Source organism: Nocardia terpenica, from assembly GCF_013186535.1.
Classification (GTDB): domain Bacteria; phylum Actinomycetota; class Actinomycetes; order Mycobacteriales; family Mycobacteriaceae; genus Nocardia; species Nocardia terpenica.
In genome coordinates this window covers 1120833-1141911 of the sequence record NZ_JABMCZ010000001.1, presented here as the reverse complement: position 1 = coordinate 1141911, position 21079 = coordinate 1120833, and the positions used below count along the sequence as shown (strand labels likewise).

General features: G+C 70.1%; 18 protein-coding genes. 11 read left to right on the top strand and 7 right to left on the bottom strand.

The genetic code is table 11. From position 1 onward, the window contains the following. Positions 1–26: 26 nt before the first annotated feature. Positions 27–695 (bottom strand): peptidylprolyl isomerase, encoded by a 669-nt coding sequence (locus tag HPY32_RS05190; protein WP_067593244.1) that lies wholly within the window; start codon positions 693–695, stop codon positions 27–29. 25 nt (positions 696–720) lie between these two features. After that, complete coding sequence (locus HPY32_RS05185; RefSeq protein ID WP_067593248.1) at positions 721–1428, bottom strand: SDR family oxidoreductase; 708 nt, start codon at positions 1426–1428, stop codon at positions 721–723. Between the two features lie 101 nt (positions 1429–1529). Here HPY32_RS05185 and HPY32_RS05180 point away from each other — a divergent pair, with 101 nt between their 5' ends. From HPY32_RS05180 to HPY32_RS05155, 6 genes are all read left to right on the top strand, one after another. Continuing rightward, on the top strand, positions 1530–2369 hold the full coding sequence (locus HPY32_RS05180) for a helix-turn-helix transcriptional regulator (RefSeq protein ID WP_067593251.1): 840 nt from the start codon (positions 1530–1532) through the stop codon (positions 2367–2369). Positions 2370–2419: 50 nt separating this feature from the next. Continuing rightward, on the top strand, positions 2420–3430 hold the full coding sequence (locus tag HPY32_RS05175; protein WP_067593254.1) for a zinc-dependent alcohol dehydrogenase family protein: 1011 nt from the start codon (positions 2420–2422) through the stop codon (positions 3428–3430). Next, entirely contained in the window at positions 3427–4827 is a 1401-nt protein-coding gene (gene xylB, locus HPY32_RS05170; protein WP_197696655.1) for a xylulokinase, read from the top strand. Before HPY32_RS05175 ends, xylB begins: the two co-directional genes overlap by 4 nt. A 179-nt stretch (positions 4828–5006) precedes the next feature. Further along, positions 5007–5540, top strand: a complete 534-nt coding sequence (locus tag HPY32_RS05165; protein ID WP_082871692.1) for a hypothetical protein — start codon at positions 5007–5009, stop codon at positions 5538–5540. 78 nt (positions 5541–5618) lie between these two features. Then, on the top strand, positions 5619–6377 hold the full coding sequence (locus HPY32_RS05160; protein WP_197696593.1) for a maleylpyruvate isomerase family mycothiol-dependent enzyme: 759 nt from the start codon (positions 5619–5621) through the stop codon (positions 6375–6377). A 132-nt stretch (positions 6378–6509) separates the two neighbouring features. After that, a complete protein-coding gene (locus HPY32_RS05155; RefSeq protein ID WP_067593266.1) occupies positions 6510–7721 on the top strand; it encodes a lipase family protein in 1212 nt (403 codons plus the stop codon). 13 nt (positions 7722–7734) lie between these two features. On the opposite strand, the gene HPY32_RS05150 is transcribed toward HPY32_RS05155, so the two are convergent. Next, positions 7735–8727, bottom strand: coding sequence for a GlxA family transcriptional regulator (locus HPY32_RS05150; RefSeq protein ID WP_067593269.1), 993 nt, complete (start codon positions 8725–8727; stop codon positions 7735–7737). Between the two features lie 71 nt (positions 8728–8798). On the opposite strand from HPY32_RS05150, the gene HPY32_RS05145 reads away from it, so the two are divergent. Continuing rightward, on the top strand, positions 8799–10208 hold the full coding sequence (locus HPY32_RS05145) for an MFS transporter (protein ID WP_067593272.1): 1410 nt from the start codon (positions 8799–8801) through the stop codon (positions 10206–10208). A gap of 37 nt (positions 10209–10245) precedes the next feature. On the opposite strand, the gene HPY32_RS05140 is transcribed toward HPY32_RS05145, so the two are convergent. The 3 genes from HPY32_RS05140 to HPY32_RS05130 form a co-directional block, all read right to left on the bottom strand. Next, the gene (locus tag HPY32_RS05140) at positions 10246–11085 is read right to left on the bottom strand and encodes a glycoside hydrolase family protein (protein WP_067593275.1); all 840 of its coding nucleotides are present in this window, start codon (positions 11083–11085) and stop codon (positions 10246–10248) included. Between the two features lie 88 nt (positions 11086–11173). Further along, on the bottom strand, positions 11174–12364 hold the full coding sequence (locus HPY32_RS05135; RefSeq protein WP_197696594.1) for an MFS transporter: 1191 nt from the start codon (positions 12362–12364) through the stop codon (positions 11174–11176). 97 nt (positions 12365–12461) lie between these two features. After that, positions 12462–12944: a hypothetical protein gene (locus HPY32_RS05130; protein ID WP_067593278.1), complete on the bottom strand. Its 483-nt coding sequence runs from the start codon at positions 12942–12944 to the stop codon at positions 12462–12464. 139 nt (positions 12945–13083) lie between these two features. Here HPY32_RS05130 and HPY32_RS05125 point away from each other — a divergent pair, with 139 nt between their 5' ends. The 4 genes from HPY32_RS05125 to HPY32_RS05110 all read left to right on the top strand — a co-directional run bounded on the left by HPY32_RS05125 (position 13084) and on the right by HPY32_RS05110 (position 19434). Then, on the top strand, positions 13084–13980 hold the full coding sequence (locus HPY32_RS05125; protein WP_067593281.1) for an alpha/beta fold hydrolase: 897 nt from the start codon (positions 13084–13086) through the stop codon (positions 13978–13980). A gap of 284 nt (positions 13981–14264) precedes the next feature. Beyond that, a complete protein-coding gene (locus tag HPY32_RS05120; protein WP_171982806.1) occupies positions 14265–16397 on the top strand; it encodes a RecQ family ATP-dependent DNA helicase in 2133 nt (710 codons plus the stop codon). A 1055-nt stretch (positions 16398–17452) separates the two neighbouring features. Then, positions 17453–18439, top strand: a complete 987-nt coding sequence (gene ligD, locus HPY32_RS05115) for a non-homologous end-joining DNA ligase (protein WP_067593284.1) — start codon at positions 17453–17455, stop codon at positions 18437–18439. Between the two features lie 53 nt (positions 18440–18492). Next, positions 18493–19434 carry a D-isomer specific 2-hydroxyacid dehydrogenase family protein gene (locus HPY32_RS05110; RefSeq protein ID WP_067593287.1) on the top strand — a complete coding sequence of 314 codons (942 nt, stop codon included), beginning with the start codon at positions 18493–18495 and terminating at the stop codon, positions 19432–19434. A gap of 331 nt (positions 19435–19765) precedes the next feature. Here HPY32_RS05110 and HPY32_RS05105 read toward each other — a convergent pair whose 3' ends face one another. Continuing rightward, the gene (locus HPY32_RS05105; RefSeq protein ID WP_067593290.1) at positions 19766–21052 is read right to left on the bottom strand and encodes a glycosyltransferase; all 1287 of its coding nucleotides are present in this window, start codon (positions 21050–21052) and stop codon (positions 19766–19768) included. Positions 21053–21079 lie beyond the last annotated feature (27 nt).

The following is a 21079-nucleotide window of genomic DNA, read 5'->3' as shown; positions in this document are numbered from 1 at the left end:
GCGCATCCTCGATGGCAGCATGCCCGTCAGACCGCCAGGTGTGCATCCTCGATCGTGACGGGCTGGGCGGGCAGGCCGTCGCGGGGGCCGCGTTCGGTGGGGGTGATGCCTGCCGCGACCATGCGGTCCAGGACGTCCATTCCGCTCACGACCCGGCCGAGTACCGAGTAGGCGGCCGGGATGTGGGCGTAGGAGTGGACGATGAAGAACTCGCTGCCGTTGGTGCCGGGGCCCTGGTTGCCCATGGCGATGGTGCCGCGCTCGTAGGCTTCGGTGCCGTCGACCTCGTCGGGGAACCGGTAGCCCGGGCCGCCCTTCTCGACCTCGTAGATGTCGCCGCACTGCAGCACGCCCAGGCGGGCGCTGTCGGTCAGCCGCCAGCACCGGCTCTGGTCGTAGAAGTGTTGCAGCACAAGGCTCGTCATATTCTGCACGGCGCAGGGCGCGGCCCCGGCGCGGTCGAGGCGCAGGGTCACCGGACCGTAGTCGAACCGAAGGGTGACGTCGATGGTGCCGAGGGTCGGGGCGATCGGCGGCGGGGCCAGCACCGGCCGGGCCGCCGGGTTCTCCGGGGTCGGCGTGAACGAGCACCACGTCACCGGCGCGGGCGCGGCCGAGGCCGGATTCGCGCCGGTGATCAGACCGGACATCGACACAATGGCAACGGCCAGTGCGGCACCCCAGCGTGACTTCATAGGCAGCAACGTAGCGGATACACCGTCACCACGGGAGGGGACCGGAGCGGGAAAAGGATCCGCCGGTCGGTCCGTCCGGACCGATCTGCGCCATCGCGACAATGATCTCCGCGCCCTCCGCGACGGTCTGGGTGCCGGTGTTGCCGTTGAGATCGGTTGCGGTGTAGCCGGGTTCGACGGCATTGATGCGAATCGCGGGGAACGCCTTGGCATACTGCACGGTCACCATGTTGACCGCGGCCTTCGACGCCGGATAGGCCACGCCGGGGTAGTCGTACGCCGAGGTGCCCGGTGTGGTTACGACGGTCAGCGAGCCGAGCCCACTGCTGACATTGACCACCACCGGTGCGGCGGAGCGCTGCAGCAGCGGCAGGAAGGCACGGGTGACCCGGACGATGCCGAAGACGTTGGTGTCGAAGACTTCTCGCATGACGTCGCCGGTCACCTCCGCCGCGCCGGGTACGCCATTGGTCGCGGTGCGGCTCTCGATCCCGGCATTGTTGATCAGCACATCCAGACCGCCCTCCGCCGCAAGGGTTTTCGCGGCGGCCTCGATGGAGGCGTCGGCGGTGACATCGAGTTGCACGGGCCGCGCGCCGATCTGCTCGGCGGCCCGGTGGCCGCGCTCGGCGTCGCGGCTGCCGAGGTACACGGTGTGCCCGGCGGCGACGAGCTGGCGGGCGGTTTCGAATCCGAGGCCCTTGTTGGCTCCGGTGATCAGTGTTGTCGTCATGGCTACAGCGTCGTCCCGGGCGGAGCGGGCAGCCAGGAGTCCGATCTTCCTGGGACTGCCGATACCAGGTACGGCGGCGGGCCGTGGCGCAGACTGGGGTCATGGCGACGGCGGAATTCGGGCAGGCGGTCCGGCGGTGGCGGGACCGGATCTCGCCCGAGGCGGCGGGGCTGCCCAGCGGCGGGCAGCGGCGCGCGCCCGGATTGCGGCGGGAGGAGCTGTCGCAGCTGGCCGGGATCTCGGTCGACTATGTGACCCGGCTGGAACAGGGCCGCGCGTCCAATCCGTCCACGCAGGTGGTGGAGGCGCTGGCCCGGGCGCTGCGGCTGTCCGGGGACGAGCGCACGCACCTGTATTGCCTGGCGGGACTGGCGCTCCCCGATCCCGAGACCGTGTCGACCTTCATCACCCCGAGCGTGCAGCGCATGCTCGACCGGCTCAGCGGCACGCCGGTCGGCGTGTACGACGCCTCGTGGACCCTGCTGGTCGCCAACCCGCCGTACGCGGCGCTGATGGGCGATTGCACCGGGTGGCGCGGCCTGGAGCGGAATGCGGTCTGGCGCAATTTCCTCGGCCCGGGCGGCCGCGCGCGGCACACCCCGGAGGAGTTGCGCGCCTTCCACACCGCCATGGTCGCCGACCTGCGCGCGGCCGCCGCCCGGTACCCGGCCGACCGCCGCCTGCGCGAGCTGATCGCGACGCTGCGCGCGGACAGTCCCCGCTTCGCCGAGCTGTGGGACTCCGGCGCCGTGGGCCGCCACAACGGCTCCCGCAAGACCATCGACCATCCCCTGACCGGTCCGGTCACCCTCGACTGCGACGTCCTGACGGTCGCCGGAACCGACCTGCGGATCATCGTCTACACCGCCGAGCCGGGCACCGAGGACGCCGAACGCCTCGCGCTGATCACCGTGCTCGGCACGCAGACCATGACCGGGTGATCCGGCGGGAAAACGTCCGCGCGCGGCCGGTTCCGGTGCAAGGTAGAAGGATGCGTGCCTTGGTGATCGACGAACCCGGACGGTTCGCGGTGGAGCGGGTGCCGGATCCGGCGCCGGGTGCGGGCGAGGTGGTGGTGCGGGTCGGGGCCGTGGGAATCTGCGGGACGGACCTGCACATCGTGGCGGGCGAGTTCCCGCCGACGCCGTATCCGATCGTGCCGGGGCACGAGTTCGCCGGGGAGGTGGTCGCGCTCGGAGACGGCGCGGCGGGGGTGCGGGTCGGTGATCGGGTGGCGGTGGATCCGTCGCTGTTCTGCGGGCGGTGCCACTACTGCGCGATCGGGCGCGGAAATCTGTGCGAGAACTGGGGCGCGATCGGCGACACCGTGGACGGGGCGATGGCCGAATACGTGCGGGCGCCCGCGGCGAACTGTCATCGGCTGCCGGGGCACGTGCCGGACCCGCACGGGGCGCTGGTGGAGCCGCTGTCCTGCGCGGTGCACGGATTCGATGTGCTGCCACGGGAATTGGGCTCGCACTACCTGATCTACGGCGCGGGAACGATGGGCCTGCTCATGCTGCAACTGGCGGTCGCGGCGGGGGCGGCCTCGGTGTGCGTGGTCGACGTGAACGCGGCCCGGCTGGAGGTGGCGCGCACGCTGGGCGCGGACGCCGCGGTCACGGCCGCCGACGAATTGGACCGGCCGGAGGGCTGGGAGATCGTCATCGACTGCACGGGCGCGATCGCGGCCATCGAGGACGGGCTCGCGCGGGTGCGCCGCGGCGGGACGTTCCAACAGTTCGGGGTGGCCGCGGCGACGGCGCGCGCGTCGATCTCGCCGTTTCGGGTGTACAACGACGAGCTCACCATCGTCGGCTCGATGGCCGTGGTGCACAGCTTCGGCCGGGCCGTGGACCTGCTGGGCGAGGGTGTGATAGACGCGGAAACCATGATCACGCACGACTTCCCGCTCGACGACTTCGCCGAGGCGCTGCACACCTTCCGATCCGGCACCGGACGCAAGATCCAGATCCGGCCCACGGCACGGGAGCGGCACTGATGCTGGTAGCGGGAGTCGACAGCTCGACCCAGTCGTGCAAGATCGTCGTCTGCGACGCGGACACCGGAAAGGTGGTGCGGCACAACCGGGCCCGCCATCCGGACGGCACATCGGTGCCCGCCGAGGCATGGTGGCGGGCGCTGCGGGAGGCGAGCGAGGGCCTGCTCGACGGGGTGGCGGCCATCGCCGTGGCGGGCCAGCAGCACGGCCTGGTCGCCCTGGACGCCGACGGTTACCCGGTCCGGGATGCCCTGCTGTGGAACGACACCCGCTCGGCCCACGCCGCCGACGACCTCGTCACCGAACTCGGCGGCCCCCAGGCATGGGCGGACGCGGTCGGCATCGTCCCCCGTGCCGCCCACACGGTATCGAAGCTGCGCTGGCTGGCCGACCACGAACCCGACCTCGCGAATCGCGTTGCCCGCGTCCTCCTTCCACACGACTACCTGACCTGGCAACTACGCGGCGGCACCCCCGGCCTGACCCCGACCACCGACCGCGGCGACGCCTCGGGCACGGCGTACTGGTCGGCGGCCACGGGCCGATACCGAACCGACCTGGTATCACTGGCCTTTCGCGGCCGAACCCCGGAACTACCCCGGGTACTCGGCCCGGCCGAACTCGCGGGACACACCCCGCAGGGCATCGCCGTCGCCGCCGGAACGGGCGACAATGCCGCCGCGGCACTGGGTTTGGGGATAGGCGTCGGGGATGCGGTGGTGTCACTGGGCACCAGCGGGACGGCTTATACGCGCAGCGAGACCGCCGCCGCGGACGCCACCGGCGCCGTCAACGGTTTCGCCGATGCCACCGGCGCGTACCTCCCGCTCGTGTGCACGCTCAACGCCGCCCGGGTTCTGGAGGCTACCGCCGCCATGCTCGGCATCGAGCACGCCGAGCTGGAAGCGGTTGCCCGGCAATCCGTTCCGGGTGCCGCGGGTCTGACCCTGCTCCCCTACCTCACCGGCGAGCGCACCCCGAACCTGCCCGACGCGACCGGCACCCTGCACGGCCTCACCCTCACCAACATGCTCCCCCGGCACGTCGCCCGCGCGGGCATCGAGGGCATGCTGTGCAATCTCGCCGACGCCCTCGACCAGCTGAACACCGACGGCACCGCGCCCCGCCGCGTCGTCCTCATCGGCGGCGCCGCCGCCAATCCCCTGGTCGCCGAGGTGGCCAGCGAGATCTTCGACGCCACCGTCGCCGTCCCCGAGCCCCGGGAGTACGTCGCCCTCGGCGCGGCCCGCCAGGCCGCGTGGGCGCTGGCCGCGACCCCCGAACCGCCCGCCTGGGACCCACCGCCCACCCGCGAAATCCCGCCTCCCCCGGCCTCTCCCGGTCGGGAGATCCGCGCCCGCTACGGCCGCACCCGCCGCCTGGTCCACCGTCTATGAGCCCCGCGGAAGCCGCCGGACAACTAGTCCGCGAGCGATTCCCCCATGCTCGGGCCGCCTGGCTCGGGGGTAGCTCCGCGAGCGGAAACGCCACGGCGACATCGGATCTGGATGTGACCGTGCTGCTAGCAGGGCCACCGGCGCCGTATCGGGAGTCTTTGCACCACGGGGATCGGCCGGTGGAGTTGTTTGTGCAGACGGAGGAGACGTTGGAGTTCTTTCGGGCCGAGGAGCGGGCGCGGCGGCGGCCTACCACGCTGCGGTTGATCGCGCAGTCACACATCCTCGTGGATGGTGACGGTAGCGGGGTTCGGCTGCGGGACTCGTGTGCCCGGCTCTTGGCCGCCGGGCCGGATCCGTTGACCGAGGCCGAGGTGCGTGCCGCCCGCTATCGGAGCACCGATCTCCTCGACGATCTGCTCGGCTCGCCCGATGCCGATGAACGGCTCGCGATCGCGGCGACGCTGTGGCGGGCGACCGCCGACCTGCTGGTGACCGGGCACGGGCGGTGGACCGGTGACGGTAAGTGGCTGCATCGGGAAATGGTTGCGCTGGACCGCGATGCGGGGACCGATCATGCCGGTGCGCTGGGACGCGGGGTGCGGTGCGTGGCGTCCGGGGATATCGCGCCGATGGCGACGGCCGTCCTGCGGGTGCTGGATCTGTTCGGGGGCAGGCTTTTCGACGGGTTCCGGGTGGCAGGACCGGCGTAGCGGTCTCTGACGGTGATTTGACAGACCCGTTGGAATTTGTGGTATCCGCCGGAATCAGGTTGCATTACCGTCGAATTCGTGAGTGCTCTCGATGCCGTAGCGTTGCGGCGGGCCCTGCTGAGCGAGACCGATCTGCTCGGGGAATTCTATCGCACGGCCGATCCGGCAATGCCGGTGCCGACCTGTCCGGGCTGGACATTGAGCGATCTGATCGCGCATGTCGGGGCCGGGCACCGCTGGGTTGCCGCGCTGATCGCCGACCGGTCCACCGGACCGTACGCCATCGATCAGGTGCCCGATGCGGGGCGGCCGAACGGGATCGACGCGACCGTGGCCTGGCTGCGAGATGGCGCGCGGCTGGTGCTCGCGGCCATCGACGCCATCGGATCCGACGTGCCGGTATGGACCGCGTATGGAGCGGCACGCCCGGCCGAGTGGTGGGTGCGCCGCCGCCTGCACGAGGTGACCGGGCACCGCGCGGACGCCCTCCTCAGCGACGCCCGGCCGGTGACGATCGACGCGGTCCTCGCCGCCGACGGCGTCGCGGAATTCCTCTCCCTGATCGCGATGGGATCCACCCACTTCGAGACCCCTCTGGACCACGGCACCAGCCTGTCCCTGCACGCCACCGACACCGACGCCACCTGGTCGGTCCGCCGCGCGACCGACACCATCGTCTGGACCGACGGCCGACTCCCGGCCACGACAACCGTCCGCGGCCCGGCGGTCGAGGTGTATCTCCTGCTTCTGCGGCGCATTTCGGCCGACCATCCCCGGCTAGAGGTCGACGGGGACCCGGCCGTGCTCGATACCTGGTTGCGGCGCACCGCATTCTGATTCCGGCGAATCGTCGGAAATCATCCGGACCGGTGTGGTCGGCGGGTACCGTCGAGGTTCGTGCTGTCGGGCGGCGAAAGTTGTGCCCGCGCACGGGGATCGGCCGCGAACAGGGGTGGAGGCGAGGTCGGGATGAGGCGCTGGGGCGTAGTCGCGGGGGCGGTGGCGGCCGTCGTGATCGCGGTTTGTGGTCGGGCGCAGGCGGATCCGGTGCCGCCGGAGCAAGACTCGTTTTACGCGGTGCCGGGCGATGTCGGCGCGTACGCGCCGGGGACGGTGCTGCGGTCGCGGCCGTCCACCGTCACGTTCGCGAATCTGCCACTGCCGGTGACGGCCCGGCAGCTGCTGTATGCCACCACCGACAGTCACGACGCACCCACCGCCACCGTCGCGACCGTGCTGGCCCCGGCCACCCCCTGGCCCGGCCCCGGACCGCGCCCGCTGCTGTCGTTCCAGGTCGCCGAGGACGGGGTCGCGACCTCCTGCGCTCCGTCGTATGCGCTCGGCGCGGGGCTCGCCGCCGGGCTGGGGAGCGCGCACTCGGATGTGGTGTCGATGGCGGCGACCGCGCTCACCCGGGGCTGGGCCGTGGTCACCCCGGATTTCGAAGGGCCGCAGTCGGAATTCCTCGCCGGGCCGATGGCCGGGCACGGGGTGCTCGACGGTATTCGCGCCGCGCTCGCGGGCGGAACCGACGGGCTGACCCCGCGCTCCCCCGTCGCGCTCACCGGATATTCCGGCGGCGCGTTCGCCTCGCTGTGGGCCGCCGAGTTGCAACCGACCTACGCCCCCGACCTCCCGCTCGTCGGCGCCGCGGTCGGCGGCATGCCCGCCGACCTCACCGCCGTCCCCCGCGACGTCGACGGTGGCCCGTTCTCCGGCTTCCTGGTCGGCGCGCTCATCGGCCTGGACCGCGCCTACCCGGAAGCGGGGCTGCGCACCCTGCTCAGCGCGCACGGCGCGGCCGTCATCGCGTCCGGCGACAACGATTGCGTGGTGCAGATGCTCGCCCGGTATCCGTTCCTGCACAGCACCGAATTGTCCAGCACGCCGGACCCGCTCGGCACTGCGCGCGCGGTCCGGCTGTTCCGGCGCAACAGCCTCGGCCATGCCACGCCGGGCATACCGATCCTCGAATACCACGCCCTCGGCGACGAGGTCACCGATGTGGCGCAGGCCGACGCACAATTGGACCGCTACTGCGCGGCCGGAGTCGCGGTGGACCGCATTCGCGAACCCGGCGAACACCTGTCCGGCGCGATGACCGCCATGCCGTGGATCGGCGCCTACCTGGCCGACCGCATCGCCGGGAACCCCGCCCCGACCAATTGCGGAACAACCTGACCCACAACACTTTTCAGCCCGTCACCACCTCGTGACGGCTGGCGCGATGCGAGCGCCGGTACTCGCTGGGCGAGATGCCGACCTCCCGCCCGAAGTGCGCGCGCAGATTGGCGGCGCTGCCGAGACCGCAGCGCTCGGCGACGACATCGACCGGAAGATCGGTGGCCTCCAACAACTCTCGCGCCCGGATCACCCGCTGGGTGAGCAGCCACTGCAGCGGCGTCGCCCCCAGCTCGGCGTGAAAGCGGCGCGCCAGCGTGCGCTCGCTCATGCCCGCCTGACGGGCGAGATCGCCGACGGCCAACGGGATTTCGAGCCGCGCCAGCGCCCACTGCAGGGTGGCCGACAGCCCCGGGTCGCTGGCGTCGGTGGGCACCGGTGACCGCACGTACTGCGCCTGGCCGCCCGACCGATGCGGCGGCACCAGCATATTGCGGGCGGTGGCATTGGCGACCTGCGATCCGAGATCCTTGCGGATCAGGTGAATACACAGATCCATGCCCGCCATGGTGCCCGCGCTGGTGAGGATGCGACCGTCGTCGATGTAGAGCACCGTCGGGTCCACCTGCATCCCCGGATAGCGATCCAGCAGCACCTGCACGTGCTTCCAGTGCGTGGTCATGCGCCGCCCGTCGAGCAGCCCGGCGGCGGCGAGCGCGAACGCGCCCGAGCACAGCGCCGCCACCCGCGCCCCGGCGTCGTAGGCCGCGCGCACGGCCTGAACCAGATCCGCGGGCGGGTCCTGCCGGACGTCGGGAACCGCGGGCACGATCACCGTGTCGGCGGTGATCAGATCGTCGTAGTCGTAGTCGGTGAGCGTGATGAACGGATCGCGCAGTGAGGCGTGCCGGGTGCCGCGCGGGCCGCACAGCCGGAACCTGTACCAGCGCTCGGGATCGACTCCGTACGGCGCCTCGGCGAATACCTGGTAGGGAATGGCCACCTCGAATACCGGCTGTCCCGGCGCCACGGCGACGGCAACGGTGCCCGGCCGACTCTCACTCATGTCAGAAATCTAGCGCACAGTGGCAAATCTGCCACTCGTGCTCGCGATCTTGTAACCGGATAGTTGCAGTCATGACCACATCCGCCGGTCCGCAGACCGCACGCCCCGCCCCGATCATCGAGTCGCCGCGCCGATGGCGGGTACTGGCGGTCGCGGGCATCGCCCAGTACCTGGCCATCCTGGACCTGTTCGCGGTCACGGTGGCGTTCCCGACCCTGGAGTCGTCGTTCGGCCACGCCGCGCCCAGCACCGTCTCCTGGGTGCTCAACGCCTACACGATCGTGATGGCGGCGCTGCTGGTGCCCGCCGGGCGGCTCGCCGACGACACCAGCCGCAAGACCGGATTCCTGGTCGGCATAGCGCTTTTCGGGCTGGCGTCGATCGCGTGCGGGGTGGCGCCGACGCTGGGCGTGCTGATCGCGGCGCGGGTGGTGCAGGCGGCCGCGGCGGCGCTGCTGGTCCCGACCGGGCTCGGGCTGGTGCTGCCGTCGTTCGACAAGCGCGATCATCCGACGGTGATGGGGATCTGGACCGCGATCGCGGCGGCCGGTGGCGGCAGCGGCCCGGTGATCGGCGGCCTGCTGTTGCAGGCGGGCTGGCGCTGGATCTTCCTGTTCAATATTCCGTTCACCGTGGTGGCATTCGTGTACGGGCTGCGGCTGCTGCCGGATGTGCGGGCCCACGCCGGGCGCAAGCTCGACTTGCTCGGCGCCGCTTTGATTCTCGGCGCGACGGCGGCGCTGACCACCGTCTTCGTGCAGGGCCACGACTGGGGGTACGCCTCGGCCGCCACGCTGGGCACCCTGGCGGCGGCCATCGTGCTGACCGCGCTGTTCACCCGGCACGTGCGGCGGCACCCGGATCCGGTGGTGAGCCCGGACGTGCTGCGGCACAAGATGTTCCGCATCGCCACGCTCGGGGTGTTCTGCTACTACCTGGCATTCGCGGCGCTGATCCTGGAGGGCACGCTGTTCCTCACCCAGCACTGGCACTACTCGGAGCTGCGCGCCAGCCTGGGCATCGCGCCGATTCCGCTGATCTGCCTGCTGGTTTCGCCGCTGTCGGGCCGCCTCGTCGCCCGCATCGGCGCCCGGGCCTCGGCCGCGCTGGGCGGGGCGACCATCGCGCTGGGCGCGGCGTGGTGGACGGTGCTGTCGGGCGTGACCCCCTCCTATGCCCTGATGTTCCTGCCCGGCGCGCTGCTCACCGGAATCAGCACGGCCCTGCTGCAACCACCGCTGTTCGGCGCCTCGGCGCTGCTGCGGCCCGATCAGCTGTCGCTGGGTTCGGGCACGCTGATGATGGCCAGGCAGACGAGTTCCGCACTGGGCGTGGCGATCCTGACGGCCATCATGGCGCGGGCGGCCGTCCCCGGGCTGTCCGACTACCGGGCGGGGTGGGTGTACATGGTGGTGACCGGTGCGCTGGCCGCCGCCGCGGGGCTTGCGTTCCGGCCGGAGAAGGCCGGTGCCCGATCCTGATTCGGCCGACGGGTCCCGGCCTGAACATCCTGTCCCGTCACTCTCCGAAACGCAGCGGCGCGATGGATACCCCACCCTGCGCCCAGCCCGCGCTGGTGATCCACAGTGCCCCATCGTCGTCGACGACCTCGGCGGCGTGGGACTCGATGTGGCCGACCTGGTCCTCGATCCGGAAGTTCAGCGGGTCGTCGCTACAGAAGACGTCGGTGCCCACGTAATCCGGTCGCGGACCGATGAACAGGTACCAGGATCCGTTGTGCTCCACCACGAACGGCGATTCGGTGTTCCCGGCGAAGGTGCCGGTGGTCGGGTCGACGTAGGCGAAGGCCCGGTCGCTCCACTGCTCCAGATCGGTGCTGGTGCGGTAGGCGACCACGTGGTTGCCGCCGGTGGGATCGCTTGTCGCGCAGTAGTACATGACCCATTGGTCGCCGACGCGCAACACCATCGGATCGCGGGCGTCGTAGCCGTCGCGGAACAGCGGCCCCTCCGGCCGTCGGGTCCAGGCGAACAGATCGGTGGAGGTGGCGAGGTTGATCTCGGCCGCGGTGTGATCCGGCCCGCCACCCGCGTAGAACATGAAATACGTTCCCCCGCTCTCGATCACGTGCGGCGCCCAGAGATGGGTCTCGCCGTACCCCGGATCGGCGGTCAGCGCGGACGGCTGCTTGGTCCACGGCCCGCCCAGGCTATCCGCTGTGGCATGGGCGAATTCGACCTCGTGATCGGGATCGGCCGGTTCGGGATGGGTGATTCCGAACAAATGCCAGCCCCCCGACCGATCCCGCACGATGGTGTGATCATTGATGTACCAGAGCTGCGTCTCCCCGATACTCGGATTGTAGATTCGGCAGAACTGCCCGGAACTCACCTGCATACCTCTACGGTGCCCGCCTCGCCGAGCCACCACACCCCGACACGCCGCCATTACCGGGATCGCCGCGTCATCGCAATCCAGCGGGTATTCAGCGATCGGATCGTGGCGTCCGCGCCAGCGTGACCACCACCGCCGTGATACCCGCCAGCACCCCGGCGCACAGCATCACCGCACGCGTGGAGGCGGCGTCCACCACCACGCCGCCGACCAGCGCACCGATCGCCAGGGTCGCCTGGAACGAGGAGGTGAACAGCACCGTCGCCGCCTCGGTGGCGTGCGGGGCCGAGCGGGCGAACCAGGTTTGCGAGCAGGCCGGGACGGTGCCGTAGGCCAGACCCCACACCACCAGCAGCGCGATCGCCCCCGCGGACCGGTGGCCCAGCAGCGGAAGCAGCAGTGTCGCAACGGCTATCAGGCCCGCGCTGACGGCGAGGGTGCCGCGCAGGCTGCGCGCGAGAGTGCGGCTGGTGCTCATGGTTCCAGCGATCCCGGCCAGGCCGTAGATCAGCAGATAGCCACCGACCGTGGCCTTTCCGACGCCGGTCGTGTCCCGCAGGAACGGCGTCACGTAGGTGTAGGCGCCGAAGTGCGCGATCACGATCAGCGCGGTGACCAGCAGACCCGAGCGCACACCGGGACGGCGCAGCAGACCGAAAAGCACTGCGGCACTGGTGACTTCCAGCGCGGGCAGGGACGGCAGCGCCCACCGCAGCGCGGTCGCCACCGCCATCGACAGCCCGCACAGCATCGCGAACGACACCCGCCAGCCCACGCTCGCACCGAGCTGGGTACCCAGCGGGATGCCCAGCACCGAACCCACCGGCACGGCGGCGAAGATGATCGCGGTCGCGGTCGCCACCGACCGCCGCGGCACCAGCCGGGACGCGAGCCCCGCGCCGATCGACCAGTACCCGCCGATCACCAACCCCACCAGCCCGCGACCGAGGAGAACCAGCCAGTAGGCGGGCGCGGCGGCGGTGAGCAGATTCGCGACCGCCAGCAGCAGCATGAACAGCATCAGCATGAGGCGGCGATCGAAGCGGGCGGTGGCCACGGTCGCCAGCGGCGCGCTCACCATCGCCACCAGCCCCGGCAGCGTCATCAGCAACCCGCCCGTGCCGACCGAGACACCGAAGTCGGCCGCGATCGGATTCAACAGCCCGACGGGCAGAATCTCGCTGGTCACGATGATGAAGATGCCGAGCGACAGGCACACCACCCCGGCCCACCGCGGCACGGGCAGGGTCGCCCGCGGGGGCGTTTCGACAGTGACGGACACGATCGTCCTTCCGGTAGTTTCTGGATTCGAGGTTCGGCGCCGAACCCAGTACACCGGCCGTCCCCACCGCCGATCCGGCGGAGATCGGACATCACCGTCAGCGTGCGCGCAATATCCCCACGAGTCCCGCGCCGAGCAACATGAATCCGGAGATCAGCGCGAATCCATAGGTGACCCAGGAGTGCAGCGCCACCTGCATGGCGCTATCGATGTACGGCAGGTCGCCGATCAGGCGGAAGGTGTCGTCGGGGAACAGGATGTGCAGCAGGCCGGGGAAGATTCCCCACACCAGGCTCGCCACGACGGTCCCGGCCGGGGAGAAGACGGCCATGGCCGCGACGAGCAGCAGGACAAGGGAGCCGCCGATGATCTCCAGGGCGGCGGTCCAGCGGTCGGTCACCGCGCCGACGATGACCCAGTAGCGGATGTCCGCACCGCCCTTGGCCGCGAAGGCGATTCCGATCGGGGTCGCCACCAGTCCGAACAACACCCCGGCCACCGTGCGACCGGTCACGCCACTGCTCTGGAACTGGGTCCCGGGCGGGGACCAGCCCGCAGGTGACTCGAACTTGTTCGGCATCGCCCGTCCTCCCTGCTGTTCGCGGTGCCCGCGTCTCGGTTGGCCTCTATTGTCGGGCCACCGTGGGCCGAAAGCGGTTCGGCATGCGGAATTCGTTCTCGGCGTGGCGTTCCCGTTACCGGCGGTTACGATCACAGGTATGCCCACGATCGACTTCTCGGCACCGCCGCCGATCGCCGGTGCGCGGCGATCGTTCGTCCCGGCCAGGGGCGTGCGTTTCCATGTCACCGAGGCGGGTCCCGCCGATGGCCGACCGGTGCTGCTGCTGCACGGCTGGCCGCAACATCACTACACCTACCGTCATCTGCTCGCCGACCCGCCCGCCGGGCTGCGCCTGATCGCGCCGGATCTGCCGGGGTACGGCTGGTCCGGTCCGGCGCCGCACCGCTGGGAGAAGCGCGAGGTGGCCGCGGACGTCCTGGCATTGATCGACGCGTTGGGGCTGGACCGCATGCTGCTGGTCGGGCACGACTGGGGCGGTTATATCGGATTCCTGCTGGCCACCGGCAATCCCGAGCGATTCGACGGCTTCGCGCCGTTGAACATCGCACATCCGTGGCAGACGCCGCGCACGATGCTGCCCCACGTCTGGCGATTCCTGGCGTATCAGCCGCTGGTGGCGACGTTCGGCGTGCCGCTCCAGCGACGCACCCGATTCCTGGATCGCGTCTTCGCGGTCGCCACCACCGACCGCTCGACCTTCCCGCCGGACGTGGTCCGCGCCTACACCGAGCGCTTCCGCGACCCGATCGTCGCCCGCGCCGCCACCGACACCTACCGCACCTTCCTCCTGCACGACGCCCTCTCGGCCCAGCGCACCCCGGCCCCTCGCGCCACCATCCCCATCCGCGCCCTCTTCGGCACCGACGACAGCGCCATCCACCACACCCTCGCCTCCGCCGACACCGCCCACGCCGACGACTACACCATCGAATACGTCCCCAACTGCGGCCATTTCGTCCCGGAGGAACGCCCCGACCTGGTCCGCAAAACCCTCCTCACCCTGGCCGCCGAAACGGACCGCCGCACCGCCTGACCCCTGCTGCTCCGTACCCGCGCGGCTGCTCGGTGCCTCCAGGGCTGCTCTGCACCCGTGCCACTGCTCGGCCCCCCTGCGGCTGCTCCGTGCCCGTGCCCGTGCCACTGCTCGGTGCTCTGCCACGGCTCAGCACCCGCGCCACTGCTCCGTGCCCCTGCGGCTGTTGCGGCTGTTCAAGTACCCGTTGCGATGCGACGAAGGAGCGAGCAACGGGTGCGGATTCGTGCAGGGGGGTGCGGATGGGTGGGAGGTGTGGTCCTGTGTCGGTGGGGTCGGGCACGATGGTCGGCGTGACTATGACCGACCTGCGGGGATCTGCCGAAGCGCTGTTGCGGGAGTTGGCCGGGCCGCGGGCCCGCTTGCGGGAGGACCAGTGGACCGCCATCGAGGCGCTGGTGGTGCGGCGGCGGCGGGCGCTGGTGGTGCAGCGCACCGGGTGGGGTAAGTCGGCGGTGTATTTCATTGCCGCCAAGCTGCTGCGGGCCGACGGGCGGGGGCCGACGGTCATCGTATCGCCGCTGCTGGCGCTCATGCGCAACCAGGTCGCGGCGGCGCAGCGCGCGGGAGTGGTTGCGGCGACGATCAATTCGGGCAATGTCACCGAGTGGGACGATATCCACGCCCAGGTGGCGGCGGGCACGGTCGACGTGCTGCTGGTCAGCCCGGAGCGGCTGAACAATCCCGATTTCCGCGATTCGGTGCTGCCGAAGCTGGCCGCCGACGCGGGCCTGGTGGTAATCGACGAGGCGCACTGCGTCTCCGACTGGGGACACGACTTCCGGCCCGACTACCGCCGCATCCGCACCCTGATCGCCGATCTCGGCAGCGACGTCCCGGTGCTGGCCACCACGGCGACCGCGAACGACCGCGTGGTCACCGACGTGGCGACCCAGATCGGCACCGACACGCTGGTGCTGCGCGGCACGCTCGACCGCGAGTCGCTGCACCTGTCGGTGGTCCGCCTCGACGATGCCGTGCAGCGCACCGCCTGGCTGAGCCGCCGCCTGCACGAGTTGCCCGGCTCCGGAATCATCTACACGCTCACCGTCGCCGCCGCCCACGACCTGGCGGATGTGCTCGCCTCCCACGGTCACCGCGTGGCCGCCTACACCGGGCAGACCGACCCTGCCGAGCGCGAGACACTGGAAACCGCCCTGCTGGACAACGAGGTCAAGGCCCTGGTCGCCACCTCCGCACTCGGCATGGGATTCGACAAACCGGATCTCGGCTTCGTCGTGCACGTGGGCGCACCCTCCTCGCCCATCGCCTACTACCAGCAGGTGGGCCGCGCCGGACGCGGCACCGAACGCGCCGAGGTAATCCTGCTCCCCGGCCCGGAGGACCGCCGAATCTGGAGCTATTTCGCCTCGGTGGCCTTCCCACGCGAACACGTGGTGCGCTCGGTGCTCGACGCCCTGGACATCGACCGCCCCCTGTCGACGGCCGCACTCGAACCACTGGTGGAACTGAACCGCTCCCGCCTCGAGATGGTCCTCAAGGTCCTCGACGTGGACGGGGCGGTGCGTCGCGTACGCGGCGGCTGGCTCGCAACCGGCGAACCATGGACCTACGACACCGAACGCTACGAGCGATTGTCGGTAGCCCGAGAGTCCGAACAGCAGGCCATGATCGACTACCAATCCACCACCGAGTGCCGAATGACCTTCCTCCGCCGCCAACTCGACGACCCGGGACTGTCCCGGCCAAAAGCGCGCCGGGAACTGGAAAACGGAACACACCCGAACGCTGAAAATCGCTGCGGCCGTTGTGACAATTGCACCGGCGCTCGCCCCGACACCACCGTCGATGCCGATGAGGTTGCCGCCACTCGTGCTCGCCTGGACCGGCCCGGTCTTGATCTGGCACCGCGCAAGCAGTGGCCGACGGGGATGGCTAAGTTGGGAATTCCGTTGTCCGGCAAGATTTCCGACGGGCCCGAGGTCGGTCGCGTGCTCGGGCGCCTCAGCGACCTGGGGTGGGGCCAGCGCCTGCGCGCGCTGCTCGACGGGCCCGACGGACCGGTGCCCGATGCCGTATTCGAGGCATGCGTCGCCGTTCTGCGCGACTGGGATTGGGACCAGCGCCCCACCTCGGTGCTCGCCATGTCCTCCCCCACCCATCCCCGCCTCACCGCCGACCTGGCCGCCCGCCTGGCCCGCGTCGGCCGCCTCCGCGACCTCGGTACCCTGCACCCCCGCCCCGACCGCCGCCCCGTCTCCGCCGCCAACTCCGCCCATCGCGTAGCCGCCCTCTTCGACTCCTGGCAACCCCCCGAGCTCCCCACCCTCGACGGCCCAATCCTCCTGGTAGACACCCTCACCGACACCGGCTGGACCCTAACCCTCGCCGCCCGCACCCTCCGCCTGTCCGGCGCCCCCGCCGTCCTCCCCTTCGCCCTGGCCACCCCCACCTGACGCCCACCGACCGAGCGCCCGAACCCATCGCCCGAGCGCAACCACACCCAACAGACCCGAAAATCACCACCTTGCGAGCCCCGGCATTACCCCGATATCGCTGCCTCGACCGCCCGCCCCAGCTCCGCAATCATCACCACTTTCACCAACCCGATCCAGTCAGCCACCAACCCGATCCGGTCAGCCCACCATCACGGCCCCACCCGCTCTCCAATCACCGCTTCTTCCACCAACCCGCCATTACCAGCCCCTTCCGGACGGGCGACCCAGCCACTATCCTTGCCAGCCCTTGGCTACAGCCGTCCCACTGAGGTTTCGTGACGCGATGTCACCACCGCCTGCCGTCATTCCGGCATGCTTTCGGCCGGAATCTACTGGTACGCAGCTGGTTACGATGGATCCCGGCCAAAAGCACGCCGGGATCACAGGCGACATCGCCAGGATGACAGGCAACATCACCGGGACGACAGGCAACGCCGCCGAAATGACAGGCGACACTACCGGGACGACGGGCAGCACCACCGGGGACGACTAGCAACACCACCGGGGACAACAGGCAACATTACCGGGACAGCAGGCAACACCACCGAAATAACAGGCGACACCACCGGGACGACAGGCAACACTACCGGGATGAGAGGTGACACCGCCGGGATCACAGGCGACACCGCGATGCCGATCTCAACAACCCGGTACCACCTCACGAACCCGGCACCGTCGCCACCTCCACCGGACCGGCACAATGCTGCCCGGTATGGAGCTCAATGGCGAGCGTCAGGTAGCCGGACCGTCTGCGGGTCCGGGTCGGGCGTCCGGGCACCGCGAAGGTGGGTGTCCGGGGGTAATGGGCGGCGCGGTTCGCGGACACCGGCGGCGCCGCCGCTGCCCGAGTTCGGGGGGCCGCCGCCGGCGGTTACCTTGCGGGAGAACAGGCGTCTCAGGGCGCGGAGCAGTTTCTTCATGTCGCCAGTGTGCGCGCGTGCCGCTGGGTGGCGGCCGATGTTCTCGAGCGGCGAAACGGGTCGGCGCGCGGGCTCGAAGGGCTGCGGTGGGGGATGATCATCGCTATCGTCGGACGGGTGGCCAGCAAGTCCGCCGCGCCGGCCGTCGAGCTGCAGGTCGGTGAGCGCGCGGTGCGTGTCTCGAATCCGGATCGGGTGTACTTCCCGGACACCGGGGCGACGAAGCTCGACCTGGCTCGGTACTACCTGAGCGTCGGGGACGGGATCGTCAATGCGTTGCGGGATCGGCCCTGCATGCTGCACCGGTTCCCCAAGGGGCTGCCGGGCGGCAAGGTGCATCAGAAACGTCTGCCCGGGGGCGCTCCGGACTGGATTTCGACTGTGCGCGTGTACTTTCCGCGCTACGGGCGGCATGCCGACGAGCTGTGCGTCGGCGAACTCGCCGATGTGATCTGGGCGGTGCAGATGTCGACGGTGGAGTTCCATCCGTGGAATTCGCGCCGCTTCGATACCGAGAAGCCCGACGAATGGCGGATCGACCTGGATCCGATGCCGGACTGCCCGTGGTCGCGGGTGCAGCGGGTCGCCGGTGTGGTGCACGAGGTGCTCGACGAGCTGGGCGCGGTCGGCTGGCCGAAGACCTCCGGCGGCAAGGGGTTACACGTGTACGTGCGGATCGATCCACGCTGGGGTTTCCAGGAGGTGCGCCGGGCCGCGCTCGCCTTTGCCCGCGAGGTCGAGCGCCGCGCCCCCGACGATGTCACGACCACCTGGTGGCGACGCGACCGCGATCCGAAGCTGCTGTTCGTCGACTACAACCAGAACGCCCGCGATCACACCATCGCCGCCGCCTACTCGGTGCGCGGCGTGCCCGCGGCGACGGTCTCCACCCCGGTCCGCTGGGACGAGATTCCCGATATCGATCCGCGCGACTTCACCATCGCCACCGTCCCCGCCCGCTACGCCGAGCTCGGCGACCTGCACGCGGGCATCGATGACGCGATCTTCGAGCTGGATCCGCTGCTGGAATGGGCCGACCGCGATCGGGTCGAGGTCGACCTGGACGAGGACGAGGACTGAGTCCACCCGGAGATCGGTATGTTGGGGCGGACGCCCACAGAGGAGACCGCCCGATGACCCACCCAGACACGCCCGTTCCGATCGCGCTCGCACCCCGCCCCACTCCCCTGCTGGAGCAGGCGATCACCGCGGGTGGCGGCACCGTGACCGAGCTGGACGGGGCCCGTGCGCTGGTCTGGGACGGCGAACCCGACGGCTTCCCCGAGCAACTGCCGGACTCCGTGGAGTGGGTGCAGCTGTTCTCCGCCGGTGTGGAGAAGTGGTTCGACACCGGCCTGTTCGACCGCCACCCGAATATCGTATTCACCTCGGCCGCAGGCGCTTTCGCCCACAGCGTCGCCGAACACGCACTGACCCTGCTGCTCGCGGGCGTCCGCAATATGCCCGAGCACCTGCGAGCGACAACATGGCGGCAAACCGAATTCTTCCCCCGCGTCGGCACCCTGCGCGGCGCGACCGTGACAATCGTCGGCGCCGGAGGCATCGGCCGCGAACTGATCACCATGCTGGCACCCCTCGGCGCCCGAATCATCGCGGTCACCCGCTCCGGCACCCCGATCGAAGCCCCCGGCGTAGTGGAAACCATTGCGGCACAGGATCTTCCGCAGGTATGGTCACGCACCGACCACGTCGTGATCGCCGCCCCCGCCACACCCGACACCCGGCACCTGATCGGCAAAGACGTTCTGTCACAACTGAAGCCAACATCATGGGTGATCAACATCGCCCGCGGCAGCCTGGTCGACACCGACGCCCTGGCGACCGCCCTCCGCGAGGGCACCATCGGCGGCGCGGGCCTGGACGTCACCGACCCCGAGCCGCTCCCCAACGGCCACCCCCTGTGGGACCTCCCGAATGCCATTGTGACCCCCCATGATTCGAACCCACCACATCTCCGCACCATCGCCTTCGCCGACCACGTCCGAGAGAACGTGGCCCGCTTCGCCTCCGGCCGCGAACTACTGGCCCCCATCGACGTGTCCGCCGGATACTGACGAGCCCCCGCCACACACATCCGCAGCCACCTAATCAAGAAGGGCCCCTCATGATTCCGGCATGCTTTTGGCCGGAATCCCCCCCGCTGCAAGAGATCCCGGCCAAAAACACGCCGGGATCACGGCGGGACCTACGCCGACATGCTTAGAAGCCGCCGAGGAGTAAGTTGCGGATTGGATCTCATAGGCGGCCCACCTACCTGGGCGGACGCGCAAACATGGCACAACACCTCGGCAGCCTCTCACCGATTTCCCTGGGCCTCGAGGCGCAGCCGAGAGGCCCAGGGGCAAACGCAACCGGCGTGGGCTCGGGATTATCGGCTGAGCCTGGTCACGCGCGGGCTGCGGTTTCTTCGACGATGTCCGCGGTGCGAGCCGTTGCGTCGGCGTGCGATTGCAGTCGGGTCGCGAATTCCTGGGCCCGTTGCCCCACCTCCGGCCGCAGGATACGTTGCACCCCTGCGGTCAACCGGTCCTCGGTCAATCGGGCGAAACTCACGTGCGCCCCCACCCCCAATCGCTCGACCTGTCCACCCCACATCGGCTGATCGAACGACACCGAGCACACCAGTGTCGCCAATCCCGCTCGCAGGCTCTCGAACGTCGTCCCGATTCCTCCGTGATGCACCGCCGCCGCACAACGCGGGAACACCAGATCATGTGCCAGCGGGCCGACCACCTTGACGCGAGAATCGGTGCGGGCGTCGGCCACATCCAGATCGCTCCACCCGGCGCTCACCAAGCCCCGCACCCCCAACCGCGCACATACCCGCTCCACCATCCCCAACACCGCACCCGTATCCCGAATCGGCATGCTGCCGAACCCGAAGTACACCGGCGGCTCATCGGCCTCCAGCCACGACACCACGTCGGCATGCTCGGTCGCCAACTCCCCCACCGCCTCCCGTGCCGCCCGCTCCAACGGCAGAAACCCCACGAACGGCCGCCGCGACCCCCACTGCTGCGCCAACCCCGGCACCAACGCGGCGTCGTAAATCTGCACCTCCGGCACTCCGTCACGGGCCAACTGCGCGGCGGTGCTCGCCATCGTGGGCGGCAGACCCAGCTCACGGCGCAACCGATTCAAATATCGTGCGAACACCACTCGCCGCAGATTCTCCGCCAGCGCCCAGCTCGCCCGATTCACCACCGCGGGCGGGCTCCAGTGCGGCGGCAACGCCCCCGGAAACGGATACGCCCCGTTGCTGCGGCACGGAAAACCGTGCAACGACACCAACGGCGCCCCCATCGCGGTGGCGGCCGGATGCGCGCGGTCCTCGGTGAGCATGGTCGACACGATCACCTCCGCCCCCTCGCACACCTCGATGACCTCGCGATTCATCCGATCCGCATACTCGGCCATCTGCTCACCCACCAACCGCATCAACCGGAAACTGCTCCCGGCCGCCAACGCCCGCTGTCCCGCCTCCGAGGAATACAACCGCTGCACATCCGGCCCACACGCCTGTGCTTTCAACCCCGCCCGCTCCACGAATCCCACCAAATTCGGCGGCGCCCCCACGACCACCTCATGTCCGCGCCCCACCAACTCCAACCCCAACGCCACCGCAGGCTGCACATCACCCCGGGTCCCCGTCAACGGAATCGCCACCCGCATACCCACTCCTGTACTCCTCGTCCAAAC

Excerpts from the sequence above, each read along its gene's own strand:
- HPY32_RS05155 (WP_067593266.1), top strand. The coding sequence starts at position 6,510 with ATGAGGCGCTGGGGCGTAGTCGCGGGGGCGGTGGCGGCCGTCGTGATC.
- HPY32_RS05145 (WP_067593272.1), top strand. The coding sequence starts at position 8,799 with ATGACCACATCCGCCGGTCCGCAGACCGCACGCCCCGCCCCGATCATC.
- HPY32_RS05120 (WP_171982806.1), top strand. The coding sequence starts at position 14,265 with ATGGTCGGCGTGACTATGACCGACCTGCGGGGATCTGCCGAAGCGCTG.
- HPY32_RS05125 (WP_067593281.1), top strand. The coding sequence starts at position 13,084 with ATGCCCACGATCGACTTCTCGGCACCGCCGCCGATCGCCGGTGCGCGG.
- HPY32_RS05130 (WP_067593278.1), bottom strand. The coding sequence starts at position 12,944 with ATGCCGAACAAGTTCGAGTCACCTGCGGGCTGGTCCCCGCCCGGGACC.
- HPY32_RS05105 (WP_067593290.1), bottom strand. The coding sequence starts at position 21,052 with ATGCGGGTGGCGATTCCGTTGACGGGGACCCGGGGTGATGTGCAGCCT.
- HPY32_RS05180 (WP_067593251.1), top strand. The coding sequence starts at position 1,530 with ATGGCGACGGCGGAATTCGGGCAGGCGGTCCGGCGGTGGCGGGACCGG.
- HPY32_RS05190 (WP_067593244.1), bottom strand. The coding sequence starts at position 695 with ATGAAGTCACGCTGGGGTGCCGCACTGGCCGTTGCCATTGTGTCGATG.
- HPY32_RS05140 (WP_067593275.1), bottom strand. The coding sequence starts at position 11,085 with ATGCAGGTGAGTTCCGGGCAGTTCTGCCGAATCTACAATCCGAGTATC.
- HPY32_RS05110 (WP_067593287.1), top strand. The coding sequence starts at position 18,493 with ATGACCCACCCAGACACGCCCGTTCCGATCGCGCTCGCACCCCGCCCC.
- HPY32_RS05185 (WP_067593248.1), bottom strand. The coding sequence starts at position 1,428 with ATGACGACAACACTGATCACCGGAGCCAACAAGGGCCTCGGATTCGAA.
- HPY32_RS05150 (WP_067593269.1), bottom strand. The coding sequence starts at position 8,727 with ATGAGTGAGAGTCGGCCGGGCACCGTTGCCGTCGCCGTGGCGCCGGGA.
- HPY32_RS05175 (WP_067593254.1), top strand. The coding sequence starts at position 2,420 with ATGCGTGCCTTGGTGATCGACGAACCCGGACGGTTCGCGGTGGAGCGG.
- ligD (WP_067593284.1), top strand. The coding sequence starts at position 17,453 with ATGATCATCGCTATCGTCGGACGGGTGGCCAGCAAGTCCGCCGCGCCG.